This window comes from Roseococcus sp. GW821-FHT12F05, from assembly GCF_058806835.1.
Window position 1 is genome coordinate 111,978 of record NZ_JBXAQB010000010.1, and the last position, 21,667, is coordinate 133,644.

Annotated in this window: 18 protein-coding genes; 15 read left to right on the plus strand and 3 right to left on the minus strand. The window is 71.5% G+C overall.

Annotation, left to right across the window (positions count from 1 at the left end; all coding sequences use genetic code 11):
• Window positions 1-6 precede the first annotated feature (6 nt).
• The 9 genes from AC1ROY_RS22290 to AC1ROY_RS22330 all read left to right on the plus strand — a co-directional run bounded on the left by AC1ROY_RS22290 (window position 7) and on the right by AC1ROY_RS22330 (window position 9,795).
• Window positions 7-1,515 (plus strand): class I adenylate-forming enzyme family protein, encoded by a 1,509-nt coding sequence (locus AC1ROY_RS22290; RefSeq protein WP_493151090.1) that lies wholly within the window; start codon window positions 7-9, stop codon window positions 1,513-1,515.
• Between the two features lie 36 nt (window positions 1,516-1,551).
• Window positions 1,552-2,523 (plus strand): Bug family tripartite tricarboxylate transporter substrate binding protein, encoded by a 972-nt coding sequence (locus AC1ROY_RS22295; RefSeq protein WP_493151091.1) that lies wholly within the window; start codon window positions 1,552-1,554, stop codon window positions 2,521-2,523.
• A gap of 95 nt (window positions 2,524-2,618) precedes the next feature.
• Window positions 2,619-3,590, plus strand: coding sequence for a tetratricopeptide repeat protein (locus AC1ROY_RS22300; RefSeq protein WP_493151092.1), 972 nt, complete (start codon window positions 2,619-2,621; stop codon window positions 3,588-3,590).
• 203 nt (window positions 3,591-3,793) lie between these two features.
• Window positions 3,794-5,926: a TonB-dependent receptor gene (locus AC1ROY_RS22305; protein ID WP_493151093.1), complete on the plus strand. Its 2,133-nt coding sequence runs from the start codon at window positions 3,794-3,796 to the stop codon at window positions 5,924-5,926.
• A gap of 5 nt (window positions 5,927-5,931) precedes the next feature.
• Entirely contained in the window at window positions 5,932-6,618 is a 687-nt protein-coding gene (locus AC1ROY_RS22310; protein ID WP_493151094.1) for a Fe2+-dependent dioxygenase, read from the plus strand.
• Window positions 6,615-7,787, plus strand: a complete 1,173-nt coding sequence (locus AC1ROY_RS22315; RefSeq protein ID WP_493151095.1) for a PepSY-associated TM helix domain-containing protein — start codon at window positions 6,615-6,617, stop codon at window positions 7,785-7,787. Before AC1ROY_RS22310 ends, AC1ROY_RS22315 begins: the two co-directional genes overlap by 4 nt.
• A 5-nt stretch (window positions 7,788-7,792) precedes the next feature.
• Window positions 7,793-8,593 carry a tonB-system energizer ExbB gene (gene exbB / locus AC1ROY_RS22320; protein ID WP_493151096.1) on the plus strand — a complete coding sequence of 267 codons (801 nt, stop codon included), beginning with the start codon at window positions 7,793-7,795 and terminating at the stop codon, window positions 8,591-8,593.
• A gap of 6 nt (window positions 8,594-8,599) precedes the next feature.
• Window positions 8,600-9,025 (plus strand): TonB system transport protein ExbD, encoded by a 426-nt coding sequence (gene exbD / locus AC1ROY_RS22325; RefSeq protein WP_493151097.1) that lies wholly within the window; start codon window positions 8,600-8,602, stop codon window positions 9,023-9,025.
• A complete protein-coding gene (locus AC1ROY_RS22330; RefSeq protein ID WP_493151098.1) occupies window positions 9,022-9,795 on the plus strand; it encodes an energy transducer TonB family protein in 774 nt (257 codons plus the stop codon). Before exbD ends, AC1ROY_RS22330 begins: the two co-directional genes overlap by 4 nt.
• A gap of 3 nt (window positions 9,796-9,798) precedes the next feature.
• Here AC1ROY_RS22330 and tcuA read toward each other — a convergent pair whose 3' ends face one another.
• Genes tcuA through AC1ROY_RS22345 form a run of 3 tightly spaced genes read right to left on the minus strand, consistent with a single transcriptional unit; the run spans window position 9,799 to window position 12,364 of the window.
• Window positions 9,799-11,280, minus strand: coding sequence for an FAD-dependent tricarballylate dehydrogenase TcuA (tcuA, locus tag AC1ROY_RS22335; RefSeq protein ID WP_493151099.1), 1,482 nt, complete (start codon window positions 11,278-11,280; stop codon window positions 9,799-9,801).
• Window positions 11,277-11,948 (minus strand): GntR family transcriptional regulator, encoded by a 672-nt coding sequence (locus tag AC1ROY_RS22340; protein WP_493151100.1) that lies wholly within the window; start codon window positions 11,946-11,948, stop codon window positions 11,277-11,279. Before AC1ROY_RS22340 ends, tcuA begins: the two co-directional genes overlap by 4 nt.
• On the minus strand, window positions 11,945-12,364 hold the full coding sequence (locus tag AC1ROY_RS22345; protein ID WP_493151101.1) for a VOC family protein: 420 nt from the start codon (window positions 12,362-12,364) through the stop codon (window positions 11,945-11,947). Before AC1ROY_RS22345 ends, AC1ROY_RS22340 begins: the two co-directional genes overlap by 4 nt.
• 182 nt (window positions 12,365-12,546) lie before the next feature.
• Here AC1ROY_RS22345 and AC1ROY_RS22350 point away from each other — a divergent pair, with 182 nt between their 5' ends.
• The 6 genes from AC1ROY_RS22350 (at window position 12,547) to AC1ROY_RS22375 (ending at window position 21,666) form a co-directional block, all read left to right on the plus strand.
• Window positions 12,547-13,446, plus strand: a complete 900-nt coding sequence (locus AC1ROY_RS22350; protein ID WP_493151102.1) for a Bug family tripartite tricarboxylate transporter substrate binding protein — start codon at window positions 12,547-12,549, stop codon at window positions 13,444-13,446.
• Entirely contained in the window at window positions 13,443-14,654 is a 1,212-nt protein-coding gene (locus AC1ROY_RS22355) for an FAD-dependent oxidoreductase (protein ID WP_493151103.1), read from the plus strand. Before AC1ROY_RS22350 ends, AC1ROY_RS22355 begins: the two co-directional genes overlap by 4 nt.
• 24 nt (window positions 14,655-14,678) lie before the next feature.
• A complete protein-coding gene (locus tag AC1ROY_RS22360) occupies window positions 14,679-15,314 on the plus strand; it encodes a pyridoxamine 5'-phosphate oxidase family protein (protein WP_493151104.1) in 636 nt (211 codons plus the stop codon).
• Between the two features lie 211 nt (window positions 15,315-15,525).
• Entirely contained in the window at window positions 15,526-16,947 is a 1,422-nt protein-coding gene (locus AC1ROY_RS22365; protein ID WP_493151105.1) for an efflux transporter outer membrane subunit, read from the plus strand.
• A 19-nt stretch (window positions 16,948-16,966) separates the two neighbouring features.
• Entirely contained in the window at window positions 16,967-18,475 is a 1,509-nt protein-coding gene (locus AC1ROY_RS22370) for an efflux RND transporter periplasmic adaptor subunit (RefSeq protein ID WP_493151106.1), read from the plus strand.
• The gene (locus AC1ROY_RS22375) at window positions 18,472-21,666 is read left to right on the plus strand and encodes an efflux RND transporter permease subunit (protein ID WP_493151107.1); all 3,195 of its coding nucleotides are present in this window, start codon (window positions 18,472-18,474) and stop codon (window positions 21,664-21,666) included. Before AC1ROY_RS22370 ends, AC1ROY_RS22375 begins: the two co-directional genes overlap by 4 nt.
• Window position 21,667: the final 1 nt, after the last annotated feature.

Below are 21,667 nucleotides of genomic sequence, written 5' to 3' on the forward strand. Positions count from 1 at the left end.
ACCGGCATGGCGGGGTTTCCTTTCGTCAATCTCGGCGCGCTGATCGCGCCGGGGGATGAGGGAAAGCCCGCCATCATCGATCTCTCCGGCGGCACGGCCGACGTCATCGACTATGCCGCGCTCGACGCGATGGCGAATGCCGCGGCGCGCGGGTTTCTCGCTGATGGCCTGGTGCGCGGCGACCGCGTGGGAATCCTCGCGGCCAATTCGGCACGCTATCTCGCGGCGCTGTTCGGCGCGCAGCGCGCCGGGCTGATCCCGGTCCCGGTGAACTGGCGCTTCCCGCCGCATCTGGTGGAGTACGTGCTGCGCGACAGCGGCGCGAAGCTCGTGCTGCACGATGCCGCGCGCAAAGCCGCCCTGCCGGCCGATATCCCCGCCCTCGCGCTCGAGGATTGGGAAGGCGATCCCGGCCCCTTCGCCGCCGTCATGCCGGAGCCGCGCGAGCCGGCCATCTTCCTCTACACCTCGGGCTCCACGGGCAAGCCCAAGGGCGTAATCCTCTCGCACCAGTCGCATCTCTGGGTGGTGGAGCAGCGCCTCGCCGCGCAGGACCTCTCGAACGAGCGCTTCCTGATCGCCGCCCCGCTCTATCACATGAACGGCCTGGCGCTGGCGCAGCTCGCCTGTGCCGCGCATGCGACAGTGGTGCTGCTGCCGCAGTTCGAGACGCGCGGCTATGCCCGCGCCATCGGCGCGCACCACTGCACCTGGCTCACCGCCGTGCCGCCCATGCTGGCGATGCTGATCAACGACGCCGGCGCCATGGCGGAGGTGGATTCCTCCAGCGTGCGCAGCATCCGGCTGGGCTCCGCGCCGGTGAGCCCGGCGCTCGGCGCTGCGATCCGCGCCGCCTTCCCGGCGGCGAAGCTGATCAACGCCTTCGGCACCACCGAGGGCGGCCCTGTCGTCTTCGGCCCGCATCCGAAGGGCCTGCCGACGCCACCCCTCTCCGTCGGCTATCCGCATCCGCTGGTCGAACTGCGGCTGCGCGGCGCCGACGGCGCGCTCAGTGAATCCGAAGGCGTGCTGGAGCAGCGCAGCCCCTCTGTCATGAACGGCTACTGGAACCGCCCCGACCTGAAGCTCCCCTTCACCGAGGACGGCTTCTACATCACCGGCGACGTGTTTCGCCGCGACGCCGAAGGCTTCTTCACCGTGATCGGCCGCGCCGACGACATGTTCAACTGCGGCGGGGAAAACGTCTTCCCCGGCCAGGTGGAGGCCGTGCTGGAGCGCCACCCCGCCGTCGAGCAGGCCGCCGTCATTGCGGTGCCGGACGAACTCAAGGGCGAGAAGCCCGTCGCCTTCGTCGTGCTGCGCCCCGGCGCCAAGGCCAACGAGGCGGCGCTCAAGGCGCACAGCCTCGCCGAGGCGCCGGCCTATCAGCATCCGCGCCATGTCTGGCTGCTCGACGCGTTGCCGCTCTCCGGCACCAACAAGGTGGACAAGGCTGCGCTCTCGCGGCTGGCCCGGGAATTGCTCGGCGCTGAACGGGTGTCCGGCGGCGCCTAGCGACCACCTCCGCTGGATCAGGATGGAGTGTTTCCGATGCTGACCCGCCGCTCGCTGCCGCTGATTGCGGCAATCCCGCTCGCCGCTCCCCGCCTCGCCCGTGCCGCCTTCCCCGACCGCACCGTCACCATGATCGTGCCCTACGCGCCCGGCGGCTCGGCCGACGTGATGGCGCGCGTGCTCGCCCCCGAGATGTCCAAGGTGCTGGGCCAGAGCGTCGTGGTGGAGCAGCGGCCCGGCGCCGGCGGGCATATCGGCGGCGCCTATGTCGCTGTCACCGCGCGGGCCGACGGCTACACCATCCTGCTCGGCTCGGTCTCGGCCGCCACCGGCCCGTCGCTGCAGAACCTGAACTACGACCCGGTGAACGACCTCACCCCACTTGGCGGCATCGGCACGGTGCCGAACATGATGGTCGTCTCACCGCAATCGCCCTTCCGCACCGTGCAGGACGTCATCGCGGCCGCCCGTGCCCGGCCCGGCGAGATCACCTACGGCTCCTCCGGCCCCGGCACCGGCAGCCATCTCGCCGGCGAGCTGCTCGCGGCGATGACCGATACGCGCATGCTGCACGTGCCCTATCGCGGCTCGGGCGCCGTCTATCCGGACCTGATCAGCCAGCGGATCTCCTTCCTGCTGGACGCCATGGGCTCCGCCGCCGGCCAGGTGACGGGCGGCAGCGTGCGCGCGATCGGCGTGGCGTCGCCCGAACGCTCGCCCGTCTTCCCGGACGTGCCGACCATCGCCGAGCAGGGCGTGCCCGGTTACGACATGTCGCTCTGGCTCGGCTTCTTCGTCCGCGCGGGCACGCCGCCCGACGCCTTCGCCCGGCTGGAGGAGGCGAACAAGGTCGCCATGGCGACGCCCACCGTGCAGGAGAAGCTGCGCCAGACCTCGGCCATCGCGGTCCCGACCGACGCGGCCGGCTTTGCCGCCTTCTATCGGGCCGACGTGGCGCGCTGGGCCGATCTCGTCCGCTCGGGACGGGTGCGGCGGCTGGAGAGCTGATCCAGCCCTTGCCTCGTCGCGAATGCCTCGCAATTGCGGAGTCGCCGGGGCTGGACTAAGGAGCCGGCTGCACCCCTGCCGGAGCCCTCCATCCCGTGTCGCGACCCGCGGCGGCAGAACCGCCGCCTCCCCTCAGCTATGCCCAGATCACCGGCAAGTCGCCCGAAGAGCTTGCGCGTCTGCTCGAAGGCGACCCCGCCGAGGCCGCGCGGCTGCTGGGCGCCGCCGCGCGCTACGGCATCGTGGAGGCGCAGGCCGCCTATGCCCAGCTGCTGCTCGACGGCCGCGGGGTGAAGCGCGACCCGGCCGCCGCCTTCCGCTGGTTCGAGATCGCCGCCGGCGCCGGCTCGCTCGACGCCACCAACATGCTGGGGCGCTGCCACGAGCTGGGCTGGGGCGTGCCGGTGGACCGGGCCAGGGCCGCCGGGCTCTACCGCGACGCCGCCGAGCGCGGGCTGGACTGGGGCCAGTACAACTACGCCAACCTGCTGGCCCGCGGCGACGGCGTGGCGCAGGACCGCGACGCGGCGCTGGCCTGGTACCGCCGCGCGGCCGGGCAGGGGCATGTGAAGTCGATGAACCTCGTCGGCCGTTTCGTCGAGGAGGGCTGGGGCGGCGTCGCCGCCGATTCCGCCGCGGCCGAGGAGTGGTACCGCCGCGCCGCCGAGGGCGGCGACTTCCGCGGCCAGTTCAACCACGGCAGCGTGCTCGTCCGACGCGGTGAGGTGGCGGAGGCCGCCCTCTGGTTCCGCAAGGCGGCGGCCACCGGCACGCTCGGCTTCCTGCGCAGCATGGCCGCGCATCTGGAGCGGCAGCCGCATGCGGAGCTGCGCGCGATCGCCGTCGAGGTCCTGGCCCGCTGCGGCGAGTCCGGCGAGCCGGCCGACCTCTTCGCCTATGGCAAGGCCGTGCTGGAACAGGATCCGGCCACGGCGCGCGACTGGCTCGGCCGCGCGGCCGCGCTGGGCCATGCGGAAGCCCGCGATCTGCTCGCCGAGCTCGGCCTCGGCGGCCGATGGGCGCGGTGGCGCGCCAGGGTGCGGTCGCGGCGGCAGATGGACAAATAGCCATGCCGCCGGATGTTGCGAACGACTCTCAATCGCGTTACTCACAATGCTTGCCTGTTTCCGGGGGTAATCTGGTGTTTCCGTCACTCTGTGGCGATTTTGCAACATTCCGCGAAACTTGCAGCATCTTAGCTCCGCGCCTTTGCGAATGACTCTTAGTTGCGTTACTCCAAGAAATAATTCCACTTCCCAAAGGGTCAGACATGTCGCTGCGCGAAACCCCAACCTCCTGGCAGCCCAGCCTCGGCCTCGTCGGCCTCGGCCTGCTGGCCTCCCTGCCCGCCGGCGCCCAGACGCCGGCGCCTGAGCAGCCCGTCAACCTTCCGGAGCTGAACGTCGGCGGCCAGGCGCCGAACCGCTACCTCGCGCCCGAGAACGAAGTCACGCCCCGCTCGCCCCTGAGCGTCCGCGAGACGCCGCAATCCATCAGCGTGGTGCCCCGCACCCTGATCGACGAGCGCGGCGCCGTGTCGCTGCGCGAGGCGCTCCGCAACGTCACCGGCATCAGCCTCGCCGCCGGCGAGGGTGGCCTCTCCGGCGACAACCTCACGCTGCGCGGCTTCAGCGCCGTCAACGACTTCTACATCGACGGCATCCGCGACAGCGCGCCCTACACGCGCGATCCCTTCAACGTGGAATCCATCGAGGTCCTGAAGGGCCCCTCCGCCGTGATGTTCGGCCGCGGCTCGACCGGCGGCGTCATCAACCAGACCTCTCGCCAGCCGCAGGCCCGCAACTTCGGCGAGTTCACGATGTCGGCGATGTCGCCCATGGGCTTCCGCGCCACCGGCGACATCAACATCAATGCCGGCAGCGTGGCCATGCGCCTCAACACGATGGCGATGCACCAGGACGTGTCGCGCCGCGACAACGTCTACAACGAGCGCTGGGGCGTCGCGCCGTCCATCACCTGGGGCCTCGGCGGCAACACGCAGGTCACCTTCAACTACCTGCACCAGACCGAGAACAACATCCCCGACTTCGGCATCCCGATCATCGCGGGCCGCGTCGCCAACGTGCCGCTCCAGAACTTCTACGGCCTGCGCAACGTGGACCGCGAGGAGTACATCACCGACGTCCTGACGGCGCGCGTCCAGCACCGCTTCGCCGAGGGCGTGAACGTCAGCAACACCACGCGCTTCGGCAACTACTACCGCAACATCAGCGCGACCGCGCCGCGCATCATCGGCACGGTGACCGCCAACACGCCGCTGGCCAGCATCATGGTGAACCGCCAGGCGCAGCTCCGCGCCGGCACCAGCAACATCCTCGAGAACCAGACCGAGGCGCGCATCCAGGCGGTCACCGGCCCGCTGCAGCACAACGTCGTGGCCGGCGTGGAAGTGGGCCGCGAGAGCGTGCAGCTCCGCCGCTGGACCGCGACGCGGCCGGCGGCCTCGCTGCTCTTCCCCGACTTCAACCAGATGCCCGGCTACCAGGATGCCCGCTCGCTCACGGCCGACAGCCTCGCGGTGGCGAACCGCGTCGCGGTCTATGCCGTCGATCAGGTCCGCATCGGCCGGTTCTTCGAGATCCTCGGCGGCTTCCGCTACGAGAACTTCCAGACCGACCTGACCAACCGCTTCACGCGCAATGCGAACTTCTCGCGCACGGACGACATGTGGAGCTGGCGCGCCGCCGGCGTCTTCAAGCCGATGCAGGGCGTGCGCACCTACTTCGCGGCCGGCACCTCCTTCAATCCCTCGGCCGAGAGCATCGCGCTCACCGCGACGACCGCGCCGCTGGCCCCCGAGTCGAACCTCTCCTACGAGCTCGGCGGGAGCTGGGAGGTCACGCGCAACTTCGAGCTGCGCGGCGCCCTCTTCCAGATCGAGAAGACCAACGCCCGCACGACGGATCCCACCAACACCACCATCGTCGTCCTGCAGGGCGAGCAGCGGGTGCGCGGCGGCGAGATCTCCCTGGCCGGCGCGCCGCTCCCGAGCGTGCCCGGCTGGAACGTGCTCGCCGGCTACACCTACCTCAACTCGGAAACGGTGAAGTCCCGCAACCCGCTCGAGGTGGGCCGCGAGATGCAGAACACGCCGCGCCACACCGCGACCTTCTGGACGACCTACGACCTGCCCTACGGCATCACCATCGGCGGCGGCGCCAGCTACGTCGACAGCCGCTACGGCAACACCACGCAGACCGTCCGCGTCCCCAGCTACACCCGTTACGACGCCACCATCGCCTGGAACATCACCCAGGGCCTGACGGCGCGCCTGAACGGCCTGAACCTGACGGACCGCCGGTTCTACGAGGGCGTCTATCCCGGCAACATCACCCCCGGCGCCGGCCGGACCGTCATCGGATCCCTGACCGCGAGGTTCTGAACGAAGTGCTGCTGAGCATACCATCGGTGCTCGAAGGGGAGGCGTTGCGCACTGCGCAACGCCTTCTCGCTTCTGCGCCCTGGATGGACGGGCGGATAACCGCCGGCCATCAATCTGCGAAGGTCAAGGATAACCTCCAGATTCCCGAGGGCAGTCCGGAGGCGCGCGAGCTCGGCCAGATCGTGCTCGCCGCCCTGGAGCGCAACGGGCTGTTCATCTCGGGCGTGCTGCCGCTGCGCGTCTATCCGCCGCTCTTCAACCGCTACGACCCCGGCATGACCTTCGGCGCCCATGTGGACAACGCCATCCGCCAGGTCGCCGGCACCGCCCACCGCATCCGTACCGACGTCTCCTGCACGCTCTTCCTCGCCGAGCCAGAGGATTACGACGGCGGCGAACTCGTGGTGGAGGACGCCTATGGCGAGCATCGCGTGAAGCTGCCCGCGGGCCACATGGTGGCCTATCCCGCGACCAGCCTGCATCGCGTGATGCCCGTGACCCGTGGCTCGCGCCTCGCCTCCTTCTTCTGGGTGCAGAGCATGGTGCGCGACGACGCCCAGCGCGCCCTGCTCTTCGACCTGGACATGGCGATCAACGGCGTGCGCGCCGACCTCGCGCCCGAGCATCGCGGGCCGGTGCAGCTGACCGCCGTCTACCACAACCTCCTGCGCCGCTGGGCCGACGCCTCATGAGGACCCGGCCGGCCGTCCTCTTCCTGCACCGCTGGGTCGGGCTCATCGTCGGGTTGATGCTGGTGATGCAGGGCACGACCGGCAGCATCCTCGCCTTCCAGCGCGAGATCGACGCCGCGCTGAACCCGACGCTGTTCCGCGCGAGCGGCCCGGCCGATCCCGCGATCGGCTACAGCGCCGTGCTGCGCCTCGCCGAGGAGAACAGCGGCAGGCCCGTTCAGCAGATCCGCCCGCCGGACGCCGTCTGGCCGGTCTGGGTGGCCTTCGACCGCCGGCAGCGCGGCCAGCCCGGCGGCACCTGGGCGAGCTACATCGATCCGGCGAACGGCCATGTGCTGGGCCGGCGCGACGTCAGCGCGAGCTTCGTCAACACGGTGCACCAGCTGCACGAGTTCCTGCTGCTGCGCGACTACAACGGCCGCGACATCGTGGGCTGGGTCGGCGTGATCCTGATCGCCCTGGCGCTCACCGGCATCTGGACCTGGTGGCCGCGCCGAGGCGCCTCCTACAAGGATGCGCTGACGCTGATCCGCCGGCGGCCCTTCGTGCGGCTCAACCTCGACCTGCATCAGGTGGTCGGTATCTGGATCTCGGTGGTGTTCCTGTCGATCTCGATCAGCGGCACCGCGATGGTCTTCCCGAACTTCTATCGCGGCCTGCTCGGCATCGCGGCGCCGGCGCGGCCGGCCCCCGCGCCGCCGCGGCGCGAGCCCTTCGCGGTCGACGCGGACGCCGCCGTCGCCGCCGCGCAGCACGCCGTCGGCCCGGGCCAGGTGGTGAGCGTCGTGATCCCGCCGGCCCCGCCCGCGCCGCGCTGGCAGGTGACCTTCCGGCCCGAGGGATCCAGCCCCGAGGCGCGCGTCCGCAGCGCCATCCTCGTCGATCCCTGGTCGGGCGCGGTGCTGGCCGAGCTCTCGCCGCGCACCCGCAGCTGGGCCGAGGAGGCCCTCGTCCTGCAGCGCTGGCTGCATGGCGGCTCCGTCCTCGGCATGCCTGGGCGCATCGCCGTTTTCCTGGCAGGACTCGCCCTGCCGCTTCTCTTCACCACCGGCCTGCTGGCCTGGCTGGGGCGGCGACGCGCCCAGCGGGTCACGCAGGCGCGCCGTGCCGCCGCGCTGGCCGGGTCCCGCCCCCTGCCCGCCGGAAGCGACGTCAGCCTAGGAAAGTGATTGCCATGCTGAAGCGTATCCTGGCCCCCTGCGGGCTGTTGATCATCGCCGTCCATGCCCATGCGCAGGACCAGGTCCCTGCCGCCGCGGCCCCGGTGAGCGCCGCGCGCGCGATGCTCCCGCAGGACCTCTCGCCCTGGGGCATGGTCGCCCATGCCGACATCATCGTGCAGATGGTCATGGGCGGCCTCGCGCTCGCCTCCGTGCTGACCTGGACCGTCACCCTGGCCAAGACCTTCGAGCTGCTCGGCGCCAACCGCCGCGCCCGCTCCGGCCTCGCCACCCTCGCCAGCGCGCGCAACCTGACCGAGGCGGCGCGCGACCTCGCCGGCAAGCCCGGCGCCGCGGCCGCCCTCGCCCGCACCGCTGCGGCCGAGCTCGCCACCAGCGAGGGCGCCCAGCGCGAGGCCGTGCAGGAGCGCGTGGGCTGGCGGCTGGAGCGCATCGTCGCCAATTCGGGCCGGCGCCTCGCGCGCGGCACCGGCGTGCTGGCCTCGATCGGCTCGGTCGCGCCCTTCGTCGGCCTCTTCGGCACGGTCTGGGGCATCATGGACAGCTTCATCGGCATCTCGCGGGCGCAGACGACGAACCTGGCGATCGTGGCGCCGGGCATCGCCGAGGCGCTGCTGGCCACTGCCATCGGCCTCGTGGCCGCCATCCCGGCCGTGATCCTGTACAACGCCTTCGCCCGCGGCATCGCCGCGCACAAGGCGCTGCTCGCGGATTCCGTCGCCGAGACGATGCGGCTGCTCTCGCGCGAGCTCGACCATCCGAATCGCGCCCATCTGCGGATGGTGGCGGAGTAAGCGGCCATGGCCTTCCAGCTCGGTGGCGGCGACGACGAGCTCGTCGAGACCCACGACATCAACGTCACGCCCTTCATCGACGTGGTGCTGGTGCTGCTGATCGTCTTCATGGTGGCGGCGCCGCTCGCGACCGTGGACGTGCCGGTGGACCTGCCCTCCAGCACGGCGACGCAGCAGCCGCGGCCGGACAAGCCGATCTTCCTCACGCTGCGTTCCGACCTCAGCCTCTCGCTCGGCGAGACGCCGGTCACGCGCGAAGGCCTGCGCGCCGCGCTCGACGAGGCCTCGGGCGGCGACCGTGACCAGCGCGTCTTCCTGCGCGCCGACACTGTGGTGCCCTATGGCGAGCTCACCGAGGCGATGAACCTGCTGCGCTCGGCCGGCTACCTCAAGCTCGCCCTGGTCGGGCTGGACGCGAGCCAGAACCCGTGAGCGGCGCCAGCCTCTCCTGGAGCGGCGTCGGCCGCGGCGACACACGGCCGCGCTGGAGCATCGCCCTCGTCGTGGTGCTGGCGCTGCATGCCGGCGCCGTGGCCGCGATGCTGATCAAGCACAAGCCGGCCGAGCGGATGGCCGCCACCGAGGCGATCATGATCGACCTCGCCCCGGCGCCGCCGGCCGAGGAGCCCGTCCCGGAGCCGGAGGAGGCCAATGCCGCCCCGCCGCCGCCCCAGGCTGAGGAGCCCCCTCCCCCGCCGGAGCCGCCTCCGCCGGAGGTCGAGCCCGAGGTGGTGCTGCCCACGCCGCCGCCGCCTCCCACGCCGCCTCCGCCGCAGCGCCGACCGCCCACGCCGCGCCCGCCCCGGCCACAGGCGGTGACGAGCCACGCGCCGCCCTCCGAGGAGGTCGCGCCGGCGCCGGTCGCCGCGCCCGCCACCCCGGGGACGGCCACCGCGCCGCGCGCCGGCGGCGGCGGCGTCTCGAGCTGGCAGGGCCAGCTCATGGCGCGGCTGCAGGCCGTGCGGCGCTATCCGGAGACCTCGCGCTCGCGGCGGGAGGAGGGTGTGGTCCACCTGCACTTCACGATGGACCGCGCGGGCAATGTGCTGAGCGCCCGCATCGCGCGGACCTCCGGCTACCAGGCGCTCGACCAGGAGACGCTGGAGCTGGCGCGGCGCGCCTCGCCGCTGCCGGCGCCGCCGGAGGAAGTGGCGGGGAATCCGATCTCGCTCACGGTGCCGGTGCGGTTCTCGCTGCGCTGAGGATCAGGTGTTCGGCGGTCCGCCGCCGGCGCCGATCCCCGCCTGCCGGCCGAAGACCGCGCCGGCCATCAGCCCCGAGCCGGCAGGGTAGTTGAACCAGAAGAGCCCGCCCGCCGCCTCGCCTGCGGCGAAGAGGCCGGGGATGGGCCGCAGCTCCTGATCCAGCACGCGCGCCTGATCGTCGATGCGCAGCCCGCCGAAGGTGAAGGAGATGCCGCAGCCCACCTGGTAGGCCTCGAAGGGGCCGGTCTCGATGGGATTGGCCCAGTTGCTCTTGGGCAGGTCGAGTCCCACGGTGCCGCGGCCGTCCTTCACATCGGGCAGGAAGGGCACGTCGCGCTGCACGGCGGCATTGAAGCGCGCGACCTCGTCGAGAAAGCCCTTCGCGTCCACGCCTTCCAGCTTCGCGGCCAGCTCCTCGATCGTGTCGGCGCGCACGCGGCTGACGCGGCGGATGCGGTACTCGTCGCGCAGCAGCGGCGTGGTGGCGGCGTCGAAGATCTGCCAGGCGAAGCCGCCGGGCTGGCCGAGGATCACGCGGCCGTATTTCGCATAGGTGAAGAGGCGGAGATCGGCGCCCTCGTCCACGAAGCGGCGGCCATTGGCGTTGACCATGATGCTCAGCGGATAGGAATGCTTCTGGAAGGCGTCGCCCACCTCCAGGTCGCCGAACTCCGGCGCGTTGAAGTCCCAGCCGACGGCGTGGCAGCCGGACCAGTGGCCCGCGCTGGCCGCGCCGACCTCGAGCGCCATGCGGATGCCGTCGCCCGTGTTGAAGCGGCTGCCGCGCACGCGCGCGAGCTCCCAGCCCGGGCCGAGATAGCGCGCCCGCTGCTCGGGATCGGCCTGGAAGCCGCCGGAGGCGATCACCACTGCGTCGGCACGGATCTCCTCCATCCGGTCCGGCGCGCGGGCGAGCACGCCGTGCACCGAAAATCCATCATGCAGCAGCTTCACCGCGCGCGTGCCGTGGCGGATGGCGATGCCGAGGTGCGCACAGGCCCGGCGTTCCGCTTCGACCAACCCCGGTCCACCGCCCCACGCTTCGAGCACGAGACCGCCCCAGAAGCGGATGCGGTCGCCCTCCTGGTAAGATTGCCTCCCCCAGATCGGGTTGAAGCGCACGCCCTGCGCGGCCAGCCAGCGCATGGTGTCGTAGGACTTTCCGACGAGCGCGTCGCAGAGCGCGGGATCGGTGCGGTCCATGGTGACGCGGGCCATGTCGGCGAAGAAATCTGCCTCGCCGTACTGGCCGAAATCGGTGCGGGCAGCCTCGGCCTCCGTCAGGTCCGGCACCAGGGCGCGCACGGCCGCGCTGTCGGCGAAGGCGAAGCGGATGGTGCCGCCGGCGAAGCGGGAGTTTCCCCCGTGCTCGGCCTCGGGCGCACGTTCCAGCACGGTGACCTCGGCACCGGCCTCGCGTGCGGCGATGGCGGCGCAGAGCGCGGCATTGCCGGCGCCCACCACCACGACATGGCGCGTCACGCGCGCATCCGGGCCGGGGGCGGCGCCGCGCGCAGTCGCCGCAGAACATTGGTGGCGAGGCGCGCATTGTGGGCGCGCATCGCCTCGAAGGCGGCGCCGGCATCGGCGCGGAGGATGGCATCGAGGATGGCGGCGTGCTCGGCATGGGCCTTGGCGAAGCGCATGGCGCCCTCGTCCTGCGCCTGGCGCAGCGGCGAGAGGCGCGTGCGCAGCCCGCGCGCGGCCTCGGCGATGGTGCGGTTGCGCGCGCCGTCGCAGATGGCCTCGTGGAACTCGGCGTTCAGCGCGAGGTAGTCCGCGAGGTCCTGCGCGGCGACCACGGCTTCCATCTGCTCGTGCAACGCCTGGAGCGCGTGCTTCTCCACCTCGGTCATACGCTGCGCGGCGAGGCGGGCGCAAAGCCCTTCCAGCTCGCATTCCGCATCGAGCAGGTCGGCCACTTCTTCCGTGCTGATGCGCGCGACCTCAGCGCCGCGGCGGCCGCCGATCGCGACCAGACCACGCGCCGCGAGGTCGCGCAGCGCCTCGCGCACCGGCGTGCGGGAGGCGAGGAAGCGCGTGGCCAGCGCCTGCTCCTCCAGCCGCTCGCCGGGCTGGAGGCGGCCCGCGACGATCTCCTCCGCGAGCGCGCGGACGATGCGGGCTGTGGTGGTCTCGGCCTCGCTCAAACCTCGGCCTTCTCCGCTGCGACGACTTCCTTGACGGCGCCGCGCCAGCCGGTCTCGGTCGCGTCGAAGACGATGCCGTCGGGCGTGCGGTACTTCACCTCGTAGAAGACGTTCGGGTCCTTCTCCTTGCGGCCCGTGAGGTAGGAGCCGCCGGCAGCCTTCACCTTGGCGTCGGTCTCCTCCAGGTCGTCCACCCACATGCCGAAATGGATGAGGCCCGTGTAGCCGGGCTGGTCGGCGAAGCCGGGCACCGGCTCGTCGCCGAAGTTGAGCAGCGCGACGTTGATCACGCCGTCGCTCATGTAGAGGCCGCGCATGGCGCGGCCGGCGCGGTGGAAGCCCAGCGCCTCCTCGAAGAACTTCGCGCTCGCCTCGGGGTCGCGCACGGACAGCGCGATGTGCCGCATCTTGGCCATGGAAATCTCCTTCGTGACATCGGCAGCCTAGGCCGGTCGATGTCGACACCACAAGCCTCTTGTATGCATGAACGAGTTCATGCACGCTTCGCCACGGGAAATGCCAGCCGCGTCACGCACAGGAGCGGGCGATGCTGGGACGACGTGGATTGGGATTGATGGCCGGGGCGCTGGCGGCACCAATGGTTGCGCAAGCGCAGTCGCGCGCGGTGTCGGTCGTGGTGCCCTATGCGCCCGGCGGCATCACCGATGCGCTGGCGCGGCTCTCCGCCGAATGGCTCGGCACGCGGCTCGACCGGCCCTTCGTGGTGGAGAACCAGGGCGGCGCGGCCGGGGCCATCGCCGCCTCGCGGGTGGCGCGGCTTCGCCCCGACGCCAATACGCTGCTCTTCACCAATGTCGGCACGCTCTGCGTGACGCCCTTCACGCTGCGCACCGACTACACGCCCGACAGCTTCGACCCGATCTCGATCGTCGGCACGAGCCCCTTCTTCCTCATCGCCGGACCGCGGCTGAACGCGGACAGCCTCGCGGGGCTGATCGCCGCGGCGAAGGCGGCGCCGGGCCGGCTCTCCTATGCCTCGGCCGGCAACGGCTCGCTGACGCATCTCGCGACCGCGCTGGTGGTGCTGCGTGCGGGCATCGAGGTGACGCATGTTCCCTATCGCGGCGCGGGCCCGGCCTTCGCCGACCTGCTCGGCGGCACGGTGGACTTCATGACCTGCACGCCCGCCGAGCTCGCACCGCACCTCAATGGCGGACAGGTGAAGGTGCTGGGTATCACGGCCCCCGAGGCCTCGCCGCGCTGGCCGGGCGTGCCGGCCGTGGCGGAATCCCTACCGGGCGTCTCGGTCACCACCTGGAACGGCTATGTCGCGCCGCACGGCATGCCGCCGGCGCTGATCGCCGAGATCTCGCGCGAGCTGCGGGCCGCAGCGCGCGATCCGGGCTTCGTGGCGCGAATGGAGCGCGTCGGCGCCGATCCGGTGGACCACAGCCCCGAGGAGTTCCGGCGCCGCATCGCGGGCGACACCTCGACTTGGCGCGAGGTGCTGGGCGCGACGGGGCTGCTGATCGGATGAGCACCGGTCACGTCGTCGTCGTGGGCGCGGGCCCGGTCGGCATGGTGGCGGCGCTGGCCCTGCGGCGGCGCGGCGTGGCCGTGACGGTGCTGGAATCGGAGCCCGCGCCGGTGCGCGACCAGCGCGCCGCCTCGCTGCATCCGCCGACGCTGGAGATGCTGGACGCGCTCGGCGTGCTGGCGATGATCCAGCCCAAGGGCCTCGTCTCCCACACCTTCCAGTTCCACGACCGGGTGGAGGGCCGCGTCGTCGCGGAGTTCGACCTGCACGACCTCGCGGACGAGATGCCGCATCCCTTCGTGCTGCAATACGAGCAGTACAAGCTCACGGCCGACATCGCCGCGCGCTATGGCGAGGTCGGCGCCTTCGATGTGCTCTTCTCGCGCCGCGTCACCGCGGTCGAGCAGGATGCGGACGGCGTGCGGGTGACGGCAGAGGGCCCTGCCGGCGTGGAGGTCCATGAGGCGGATTATGTCGTCGGCTGCGACGGCGGCCGCAGCACGGTGCGCCGCCAGGCCGGCATCGCCTTCGAGGGCTTCACCTATCCGGAGCGCTTCGTGAAGGTCGCCACCGCCTACGACTTCGGGACCTCGCCCGGCTACACCGCCTTCCGCAACTATTTCTCGGATCCGGAGGAGTGGTGCAACCTCTTCAAGGTCCGCGGCGAGGGCGAGGGCGGCCTGTGGCGCGCGGTCTTCCCGGCACGCCAGGGCGAGACCGAGGAGGAATCGCTGGAACCCGCGGCGCTGGAGTCGCGGCTTCAGAAATTCTTTCCGAAGTCGGGCGCCTATCGGGTGGCCTATGCCGGCTCCTATGTGGTGAACCAGCGCGTGGCGGCGACGTTCCGTGCCGGCCGCGTGCTGCTCGCCGGCGATTCCGCGCATGTGAACAACCCGATCGGCGGGCTCGGCATGAATGGCGGCATCCACGACGCCATCGAGCTCGCGGCCACCCTCCCGGAGGTCCTGGCCGGGGCGGACGAGGCGCTGCTCGATCGCTATTCGCGCCGGCGCCGGCATGCCGCCACGGCCTTCGTGCAGACCCAGACCATCGCCAACAAGCGCATGATGGAGGAGCGCGACCCCGAGGGCCGCGCCGCCCGCTTCGCCGAGCTGGAGCGCACCGCGGCCGATCCCGGCCAGTCCCGCGCCTTCATGCGGCGGGCCTCGATGGTCGACAGTCTGCGCGACGCGGCGGCGGTGGTGTAGGCTCTCCCGCCGGGAGGGACGCCGATGAGCTCCATGTACCATGACGGCATGCGCGAGCTGCAGGACGAGTTCGACGGCCGCAGGGTCGCCGACGCGCTGGAAAGCCGGCGCAAGCACCGCGAGTTCTGGCCGGAGGAGATCGAGCTCTTCACCTCCGTGCCCTTCTTCTTCATCGCGACCGCGCATGGCGAGGCGGTGGATTGCAGCTTCCGGGGCGGCACGCCGGGCTTCGTGAAGGTCGTCGGGCCGTCGGCGCTCGAATGGCCGGAATACGACGGCAATTCCATGTACCGGACCGCGGGCAACATCCTGCGCAATCCCAAGGTCGGACTGCTCTTCATCCGCTTCGACGCCACGGCCAACCGCACGCGGCTGACCGGCGACGCCACTCTGCTGCGCGATCCGGAATCCCTCGCCCGCCATGGGGGCGCCCAAGGGGGCATCAGGTCGGTGATCCGCTTCGAGGCCGACTACGTCTATCCCAACTGCCCGCGCTACATTCCCGAGATGCGGCTGGTCACGCCGAGCCCGCACCCCCCGGCGCCCGGCCATGCCCCGCCGCCGCCCGCCTGGAAGGCGCGGGACTACATACGCGACGCCCTGCCGCGGGACGACGCCCACCGCGCCGTGGTCGGCAGCCGCGAGCCGCCACAGGCCTGATGGCGTAAAACGGCCGGGCAACCGCCACACGCTTGCCGGGTTCCTGACTGGTGATGGTGTCGCCGGGCCCCGCTCGGGGTATTCCGGCGCCCGGCCGTGGGCGTTCCGCCCGGGCGGGCCCGAGCGCGGAGGTGACGCCTTTGTTGGCAAGGTTTGCAAAGGGTAACAGTTGCTGCGTCGCACACGCGATGCCTGCATATAAGGTCCCGTGATGCCACCCCGATTCCTGTCCCGCCGCGCTTCGCTGGCGCTTGCGGTCTTTCCGCTTGTCGGTTGCTCGACCTTCCGGCCCCATCCCGATTCCGGCATTCCGCTGCCCCCGCAGCTCGCTTCGGCCACGGCGGAGCTCGCCAACTGGCCCGATCCGCTCTGGTGGCGCGGCTTCGGCTCGCCGGAGCTCGATGCGCTGATGGAGCGCGCGGTCTCGGCCAATTTCGACATCCGCGCCGCCATCGCCCGCGTGCGCCAGGCCGATGCGCAGGTCCGCATCGCCGGCCAGGCGCTGCTGCCCTCCGGCAACCTGACGGGCTCCGCCACGCGCACCCAGTCGCCCGTGCAGACCGCGACCGCGGTCAATCTCGGCAGCAGCGTCGGGGGCCGCCGCTTCGTCCAGCGCGAGCTGTTCCAGACCGGGCTTCAGGCCAGCTACGAGATCGACTTCTGGGGCAAGAACCGCGCCGGCGTGGTCTCCGCCGAGCAGAGCGCGCGCGCCAGCCGCTTCGACGTGGCCGCCGTCGCGATGACCACCGAGGCCTCGGTCGCCAACACCTATTTCCAGATCCTCGGATCGCGCGAGCAGCTCGCCATCCAGCAGTCCAACCTGCAGGCGGCGGAGCGCATCCTGAGCCTGCTGCAGCAGCGGCTCGCGGCCGGCACGGGCACCGGGCTGGACATCGCCCAGCAGCAGACGCTGGTGGAGCAGCAGCGTGCCGCCATCCCGCCGCTGCGGCAGTCGGTCGACCAGAACATCTATTCGCTGGGCACCCTCACCGGCCAGACGCCGGAGCAGGTCGCCCGGCCGGCCATGGTGCTGGCCGACATCCGCGTGCCGGCGCCGCGCCCGGGCCTGCCTTCCGAGGTGCTCCAGCGCCGGCCCGACGTCTGGCAGGCCGAGGCCACGCTCGCCGCCGTCCAGGCCAGCGTGGAGCAGGCCCGCACGGCGATGTTCCCCTCCATCACGCTCACGGCCAGCGGCGGCTTCCAGAACATCGCGATCGAAAACCTGCTCCGGCCGGGCTCGGCGCTGTATTCCTTGGCCACGGGGCTGACGCAGCCCATCTTCCAGCTCGGCCAGCTGCGGGCGCAGTACCGGCTGACGCAGGCCCAGGCCGAGGAGATCCTCGAGAACTACCGGCTGGCGATCGTCGCCGCGCTGGTGGATGTGGAGAGCGCGATCGTGGCGCTGCGCGAGACGACCGACCAGGAAGCCCTCCAGGCCGCGGCCACCCGCAGCGCCGAGCGCGCCTATGCCATCTCCGAGGCCCAGCTCCGCGCCGGCACGATCGACCTCCTCACCCTGCTGAACACGCAGCAGACCCTGTTCAACACCCGCAGCCAGCTCTCGCAGGTGCGGCTCCTGAAGCTCCAGGCGGCGGTCGGACTGTTCCGCGCGCTCGGCGGCGGATGGTCCTGAGGCCGAAGGGAAGCCAGACATGCCCGATACGCCCCTCCCGCTCGAACACACCAAAGCGCTGCCCGCACCCCCGGTTCGGCCGGCGCTGCCTTCGCCGGGCGGAATGGAGTCCGAGCCGCCGAAGAAGGGCCGCCGCTGGATCGGCTGGCTGGTCTGGCTGCTGATCCTGGGCGGCGCCGGCGGCGCGGTCTGGTACTACTGGCCACAGCTCTCGGCGAAGTTCTCGGGCCAGCCGGCCCAGCAGGGTCCGGGCGGGCGCGGCCGCTTCGCCGGCGGCGCCGTGCCGGTCACCGTCGCGCCGGCCACGCGCAAGGACCTGCCCGTCCTGCTCGATGCGCTCGGCACGGTGCAGGCGCTCAACACCATCACCGTCCGCTCGCAGGTGGACGGCATCCTGGTCGAGGTGGCCTTCACCGAAGGGCAGGAGGTCCGCCGCGGCGACGTGCTGGCCCGGATCGACCCGCGCACCTATGCCGCCGCCGTCGCCCAGGCCGAGGCGAAGAAGGCCCAGGACGAGGCAACGCTGGCCAATGCGCGGCTCGACCTGCAGCGCTACATCGACCTCTCGCGCAACAACGGCGCCTCGCGCCAGCAGCTCGACACGCAGCGCGCCCTCGTCGCGCAGAACGAGGCGCTGGTGCAGGCCGACCAGGCCGCGATCGACACCGCGCGCATCCAGCTCGACTACACGACCATCCGCTCGCCGGTGGACGGGCGCGTCGGCCTGCGCCAGGTGGACCAGGGCAACATCGTGCGCTCCGGTGACACCACGGGCCTTGTCGTCGTGACGCAGGTGGATCCGATCACGGTCGTCTACACCCTGCCGCAGCAGGACCTGCCGCGCATCCTGGCCGCGATGCGCGAGGGGCCCGTCGAGGTCCTGGTGATCGCCGCGGACGGCTCGACGCGGGCCACCGGCACGCTGCTGACGCCGGACAACCAGGTGGACCAGACCACCGGCACCATCAAGATGAAGGCGACCTTCCCCAACGCCGACCGCCAGCTCTGGCCGGGCGCCTTCGTGAACGTGCGCATGCTGGTCGGCACCATCCGCCAGGCGGTGACGGTCCCGCTGGTCGCGGTGCAGCGCGGGCCGGACGGGCCCTATGCCTTCGTCCTGAAGGACGACAACACGGTTGAGCAGCGCCCGATCACGACCGGCTTCATCAACGCGACCGACGCGGTGGTGACGCGCGGCCTGCAGCCGGATGAGAAGGTGGTCACCTCCGGCGCGCTGCGCCTGAACGCCGGAGCGCAGGTGCAGGTGATCGAGCCCGTGGTGCCGGCCTATGTGGCGCCCACGCGCGGCCGTCGCTTCCCCGGCGGCCAGGGGGGACAGGGCGGGGGCGGGCAGCGCCCCGCGGCCGGCGGGCCTCCGGGCGACGCCGGCGCGGGCAATCCCGCTGCCGGCGAGGCGCGCCAGGGCCGGCGGGGCGACGGGGCTCCCGGTGAAGGCCGGCCCGCCCGCGCGCCGGGAGAGGGTGGGCCACGGCCCGCGGCGGCCCCCCCCGCCGCCGCCGCGCCGTGAACATCTCCTCGCCCTTCATCACACGGCCCATCGCCACCTCGCTGCTGGCGGTGGCGGTGCTGCTGGCCGGCCTCTTCGGCTACCTGAAGCTGCCCGTCTCGGCGCTGCCCGAGGTGGACTTCCCGACCATCGAGGTGAGCACCCAGCTCCCCGGCGCCTCGCCCGAGACCATCTCGCTGCAGATCGCCGCCTCGCTGGAGCGGCAGCTCAACCAGATCTCGGGGCTGACCTCGATCAGCTCGATCAGCAGCCCGGGCACCAGCCGCATCACCCTGCAGTTCAACCTCGACCGCAACATCGACGACGCGGCGCAGGACGTGCAGGCCGCGATCAACGCAGCCCGCGGCACGCTGCCGCAGAACCTGCCCTACCCGCCGACCTACGCGAAGGTGAATCCGGCCGACCCGCCGATCATGACGCTGGCGCTGACCTCGGATTCCATCCCCATCTACCGCGTCTCGGATTCCGCGGATTCGCTGCTGGCCCAGCGGCTCTCCCAGGTCACCGGCGTCGGCCGCGTGACGGTGCAGGGGAACATGCGCCCGGCCGTGCGCATCCAGGCCGATCCGCGCCGTCTCGCCTCCTACGGGCTCTCGCTGGAGGACATCCGCAGCACCGTGGTGGGCGCCAACCAAGCCGGCCCCAAGGGCTCGCTGGACGGGCCTCACCAGGCCTCGACGGTGATGGCCAACGACCAGATCAGCACGGCCGCCGCCTTCTCCAACCTCGTCGTCGCCTACCGCAACGGCGCGCCGGTGCGGCTCTCCGACGTGGGGACGGTGGTGGACGGGCTGGAGAACACGCTGAACGCCGCCTGGTTCAACGGCCAGCGCGCCGTGCTCATCGACGTGCAGCGCCAGCCCGGCGCCAATATCGTCGAGACCGTGGACCGCGTGCGCGACCAGCTCCAGCAGCTCCAGGGCGCGCTGCCTGGCGGCATCACGCTGACCGTGGTGGCCGACCGCACCGAGACCATCCGCGCCTCCGTGCACGAGGTGCAGTTCACGCTGATCCTCTCGGTCGTGCTGGTGGTGGCGGTGATCTACCTCTTCCTGCGCAGCGCGCGCGCGACGATCGTGCCGGGCGTGGCGCTGCCGCTCTCCATCATCGGCACCTTCGGCGTCATGTCGCTCTGCGGCTTCTCGATGGACAACCTCTCGCTGATGGCGCTGACCATCGCGACGGGCTTCGTCGTGGACGACGCCATCGTCATGATCGAGAACATTGTGCGCCTGATCGAGGAGGGCGAATCCCCCCTCGCCGCCGCCTACAAGGGCGCGAAGCAGATCGGCTTCACCATCGTCTCGCTGACGGTGTCGCTGATCGCCGTCTTCATCCCCCTGCTCTTCATGTCGGGCGTCGTGGGCCGGCTGTTCCGCGAATTCGCGCTCACGCTGACCATCGCCGTCGTCGTCTCCATGTTCGTCTCGCTCACGCTGACGCCGATGATGACCGGCCGCATGCTGCGCCCCGTCGGCGAGGACCGCCCCGGCTGGCTCTCACGCCAGTTCGAGCACGGCTTCGACTGGATGCGCGACCATTACGCGAGCAGCCTGCGCTGGGTGCTGCGGCACCAGGGGCTGATGCTGGCGCTGACGGCGGCGACCATCGCCGGCACGATCGGCCTCTATATCGTCATGCCCAAGGGATTCCTCCCCGCCCAGGACACCGGCCTGCTGGTGATCACCACCGAGGCCCCGGAGGACGCTTCCTTCGCCCGGGTCGTGGCGCTGCAGCAGCAAGTCGCAGCGGTGGTGCAGCAGGATCCGGACGTTTCGGGCGTCACCTCCGTCGCCGGCGCCGGCACGGTGAACGCGGCGGCGAATGCCGGGCGCATCACCGCCATCCTGAAGCCCCGCGCCGACCGCGACGCCAATGCCCAGCAGATCGCGGACCGGCTGGCGCCGCGTCTGGCCGCCATCGCCGGCGTCGACACGCGCATCCAGGCCGTGCAGGACATCCAGATCGGCGCGCGCGTGGCCAGCACCCAATACCTCTACACGCTGACCGATTCCGACGCCGTGCAGCTCCGCGAATGGGCGCCGCAGCTCGTGGAGCGGCTGGCCCAGGCGCCCGCGCTTCGCCACGTCACTAGCGACCAGCGCGACGGCGGGCTGCGCGTGCATGTCGAGGTCGACCGCGACCGCGCCGCGCAGCTCGGCGTGACCATGCAGGCGGTGGACGACATCCTCTACGACGCCTTCGGCCAGCGGCAGATCTCGACTATCTACGCACAGTCCAACCAGTACCGCGTGGTGCTGGAGACGACGCCGGAGATCCGCGACGATCCCTCGCTGATCGGCCTGCTGCGCGTGCCCGGTGCCTCCAGCGGCCAGGGCGGCAGCACGGGCGCGACGCAGGTAACCTCTGGCGCCACGGTGACCGCCACCTCCGCCAGCGCCACCGGCAACTTTCAGGTGCCGCTCAGCGCCATCGCCACGATCACCCGTCGGGCCGGCCCGCTCACCGTCACCCGGCAGGACCAGTTCCCCGCCGTCACCATCGGCTTCGACCTGGCGCCCGGCTACTCCCTCGGCGACGCCGTGCAGGAGATCCAGCGCATCGAGCGCGCCATGGGAATGCCGGACACCATCACCGGCGAGTTCTCGGGCGACGCGGCGGAGTTCAACACCTCGCTCCAGAGCTCGCCCTATCTGATCCTCGCCGCCGTCGTGGTGATCTACCTGGTGCTGGGCATCCTCTACGAGAGCGTGATTCACCCGATCACCATCCTCTCCACCCTGCCCTCGGCCGGCATCGGCGCGCTGCTGGCGCTCTGGGCCATGGGGCTCGACCTCTCGGTGGTCGGGCTCATCGGCATCGTGCTGCTGATGGGCATCGTGAAGAAGAACGCGATCATGATGATCGACTTCGCGCTGGAGGCGCAGCGCGACCACGGCCGCTCCCCGCGCGACGCCATCTACGAGGCGAGCGTGCTGCGCTTCCGCCCGATCATGATGACGACCATGGCCGCGCTGCTCGGCGCGGTGCCGCTGGTGCTGGGCCACGGGCCCGGCAGCGAGCTGCGCCTGCCGCTCGGCGTCTCGGTCATCGGCGGGCTGCTGCTGAGCCAGATCATCACCCTCTACACCACGCCGGTGATCTACCTGGCGATGGAACAGCTCCGCGGCCGCTTCCAGCGCCGCCCGGCGCCCGAGGCACCGGCTTCCCACGGCGCGCCGGCCGAATAGC

Excerpts from the sequence above, each read along its gene's own strand:
- AC1ROY_RS22290 (WP_493151090.1), top strand. The coding sequence starts at position 7 with ATGGCGGGGTTTCCTTTCGTCAATCTCGGCGCGCTGATCGCGCCGGGG.
- AC1ROY_RS22295 (WP_493151091.1), top strand. The coding sequence starts at position 1,552 with ATGCTGACCCGCCGCTCGCTGCCGCTGATTGCGGCAATCCCGCTCGCC.
- AC1ROY_RS22305 (WP_493151093.1), top strand. The coding sequence starts at position 3,794 with ATGTCGCTGCGCGAAACCCCAACCTCCTGGCAGCCCAGCCTCGGCCTC.
- AC1ROY_RS22315 (WP_493151095.1), top strand. The coding sequence starts at position 6,615 with ATGAGGACCCGGCCGGCCGTCCTCTTCCTGCACCGCTGGGTCGGGCTC.
- exbB (WP_493151096.1), top strand. The coding sequence starts at position 7,793 with ATGCTGAAGCGTATCCTGGCCCCCTGCGGGCTGTTGATCATCGCCGTC.
- exbD (WP_493151097.1), top strand. The coding sequence starts at position 8,600 with ATGGCCTTCCAGCTCGGTGGCGGCGACGACGAGCTCGTCGAGACCCAC.
- AC1ROY_RS22345 (WP_493151101.1), bottom strand. The coding sequence starts at position 12,364 with ATGGCCAAGATGCGGCACATCGCGCTGTCCGTGCGCGACCCCGAGGCG.
- AC1ROY_RS22350 (WP_493151102.1), top strand. The coding sequence starts at position 12,547 with ATGGTTGCGCAAGCGCAGTCGCGCGCGGTGTCGGTCGTGGTGCCCTAT.
- AC1ROY_RS22355 (WP_493151103.1), top strand. The coding sequence starts at position 13,443 with ATGAGCACCGGTCACGTCGTCGTCGTGGGCGCGGGCCCGGTCGGCATG.
- AC1ROY_RS22360 (WP_493151104.1), top strand. The coding sequence starts at position 14,679 with ATGAGCTCCATGTACCATGACGGCATGCGCGAGCTGCAGGACGAGTTC.
- AC1ROY_RS22365 (WP_493151105.1), top strand. The coding sequence starts at position 15,526 with ATGCCACCCCGATTCCTGTCCCGCCGCGCTTCGCTGGCGCTTGCGGTC.
- AC1ROY_RS22370 (WP_493151106.1), top strand. The coding sequence starts at position 16,967 with ATGCCCGATACGCCCCTCCCGCTCGAACACACCAAAGCGCTGCCCGCA.